This is a genomic window from Streptomyces sp. NPDC006463 (genome assembly GCF_042870715.1).
GTDB lineage: Bacteria > Actinomycetota > Actinomycetes > Streptomycetales > Streptomycetaceae > Streptomyces.
Genome location: NZ_JBIAHP010000026.1, coordinates 113698 through 116188, shown reverse-complemented (window position 1 = coordinate 116188; position 2491 = coordinate 113698). Strand labels below are relative to the sequence as shown.

The following is a 2491-nucleotide window of genomic DNA, read 5'->3' as shown; positions in this document are numbered from 1 at the left end:
CGCCGACGCTCCGCGTCGACTCCCTCCTCCGCCTTGCAATCCACGGCACCAGCCGACCCGGGCTATCCGACCCTGATCCGTCAGACACCCCCTAGGCCCCGGCGCCCGCGCCCGGCCTCCGCGCCCGGCTCAGGCGCCCCTCGGCGGCGCACGTCCGGACGCGCTCATCAGGCCGGATGCGCGAGGCGCTCGTACGCTCGAAGACATGTCAGACGTGTACGCCGCCCGCCGGGGAACGCTTCGCGACCGCTGCGCCGCCGCGGGGAACGCCGCCGCACTGATCACGTGTCCGGCGAACGTCCGCTACCTGTCCGGGGCCTCCCCGCTGGGCGCCGTACTGCTCGTCGGGCCCACGGAGGAGGTGCTGTTCTGCGGCGCCGCGCCCACCGGGGAGGCCGACGAGGGCCGCCTCGACGAGCGGCTGCGGGTCTCCGTGCTGTCGGGCCCCGGCGCGGACCCGGCCGTCGCGGCGGGCGACATGGCCGCCGCCGCACGCGCCGACTCGCTCGCGGTCGAGGAGCACCACCTCACGGTGGCCCGGCACCGCGCCCTGCAGTCCGTCGCGCCCCGGCTGCGCCTCGCCGACCTCGGCACCGCCGTGGAGCAGCAGCGCCTCGTCAAGGACGAGGAGGAGATCGCCTGCCTGCGGATCGCCGCCGAGATCGCCGACCAGGCGCTGGGCGAACTGCTGGAGTCCATCCTCGTCGGGCGCACCGAACGCCACCTCGCCCTGGAGCTGGAGCGGCGCCTCGTGGACCACGGGGCGGACGGGCCCGCCTTCCCGACCTCGGTCGGCACCGGCCCGCACTCCGGCCGCTCCAGGCACCGGCCCTCCGACCGCCGGGTGGAGGAGGGCGACTTCCTCACCGTCTGCCTCGGCGCCAACTACCGCGGCTACCGGTGCGAGATCGGCCGTACGTTCGTGATCGGAACCACCCCGGCGGACTGGCAGATCGAGCTGTACGACCTGGTCTTCGCCGCCCAGCGGGCCGGGCGCGAGGCCCTGCTGCCGGGGGCCGCGTACCGTGATGTGGATCATGCGGCACGGTCCGTACTGGACTCCGCGGGCCATGGGGAAGCACTCGCTCCGTCGACCGGACACGGCGTGGGTCTCGAAATCGACGAGGACCCGCAGCTTGCACCTACGGCAATGGGTAAACTGGACGCTTGCGTGCCGGTCACCGTCGAACCGGGGGTTCACCTCCCGGGCCGGGGAGGTGTCCGGATCGATGACACGCTCGTCGTGCGCCCCGAGGCGGACGGCGGTCCCGAGCTACTCACCATTACGACCAAGGAGCTGCTCGCGCTCTAGCCCGCTCCGCCGGGCTGTGCGCGCACCCGTGGTCTTCCAGTGCAGGAGATTCCGCAACCGTGGCTTCCACGAACGACCTCAAGAACGGCATGGTGCTCAAGCTCGACGGTGACCAGCTCTGGTCCGTCGTCGAGTTCCAGCACGTCAAGCCCGGCAAGGGCCCGGCCTTCGTGCGCACCAAGCTCAAGCACGTGCTCTCCGGCAAGGTCGTCGACAAGACCTTCAACGCCGGCACGAAGGTCGAGACGGCCACGATCGACCGGCGCGACATGCAGTTCTCGTACATGGACGGCGAGTACTTCGTCTTCATGGACATGACCACCTACGACCAGCTGATGGTCGACAAGAAGGCTGTCGGCGACGCCGCCAACTTCCTGATCGAGGGCTTCACCGCCTCCGTGGCGCAGCACGACGGCGAAGTCCTCTACGTCGAGCTCCCGGCCGCGGTCGAGCTCAAGATCGAGCACACCGACCCGGGCGTCCAGGGCGACCGCTCCACCGGTGGCACCAAGCCCGCCACCCTGGAGACCGGCCACGAGATCCAGGTCCCGCTCTTCGTCAACACCGGCGAGACGGTCAAGGTCGACACCCGCACCAGCGACTACCTCGGCCGGAAGAGCAACTAACCCGTGGCTGCTCGGAGCAATGCGCGCAAGCGCGCCTTCCAGATCCTGTTCGAGGCCGACCAGCGCGGCGTGCCCGTGCGCGAGGTCCTCGCGGACTGGATCCGCCACGCGCGGTCGGACGACCGGCAGCCGCCGGTCAGCGCCTTCACGATGGATCTCGTCGAGGGTTACGCCGACAAGGTGAACCGCATCGACGACCTGATCGTCACCTACGCCGTGGACTGGGACCTCGACCGCATGCCGGTCGCGGACCGGAACATCCTGCGGCTCGGTGCCTACGAGCTGATCTGGGTGGACGACACCCCTGACGCCGTCGCCATCGACGAGGCCGTCCAGCTGGCCAAGGAGTTCTCGACGGACGAGTCCCCCTCGTTCGTCAACGGGCTGCTGGCCCGCTTCAAGGAGCTGAAGCCGAACCTGCGCCGCGACTAGCGTCCGGGGGTTCGACTGAGCGGAGGGGGGGGGGCCGCCGGGGGGGGGGGGGGGCCCCCCCGGCGGGGGGGGGGGGGGGGGGGTGGGGGGGGGGGGGGGGGGGGGGGGGCGCCCGCACGCG

3 protein-coding genes are annotated in these 2491 nt (G+C 71.7%); all 3 read left to right on the top strand.

Annotated elements, in window-relative coordinates; translation table 11 throughout:
- The first annotated feature begins 205 nt into the window (after window positions 1-205).
- Genes ACFYOB_RS34640 through nusB form a run of 3 tightly spaced genes read left to right on the top strand, consistent with a single transcriptional unit; the run spans window position 206 to window position 2370 of the window.
- On the top strand, window positions 206-1312 hold the full coding sequence (locus tag ACFYOB_RS34640) for a M24 family metallopeptidase (protein WP_388567089.1): 1107 nt from the start codon (window positions 206-208) through the stop codon (window positions 1310-1312).
- 59 nt (window positions 1313-1371) lie between these two features.
- Complete coding sequence (efp, locus tag ACFYOB_RS34635; protein WP_388567086.1) at window positions 1372-1938, top strand: elongation factor P; 567 nt, start codon at window positions 1372-1374, stop codon at window positions 1936-1938.
- A gap of 3 nt (window positions 1939-1941) precedes the next feature.
- Window positions 1942-2370, top strand: coding sequence for a transcription antitermination factor NusB (gene nusB / locus ACFYOB_RS34630; protein WP_388567083.1), 429 nt, complete (start codon window positions 1942-1944; stop codon window positions 2368-2370).
- Window positions 2371-2491 lie beyond the last annotated feature (121 nt).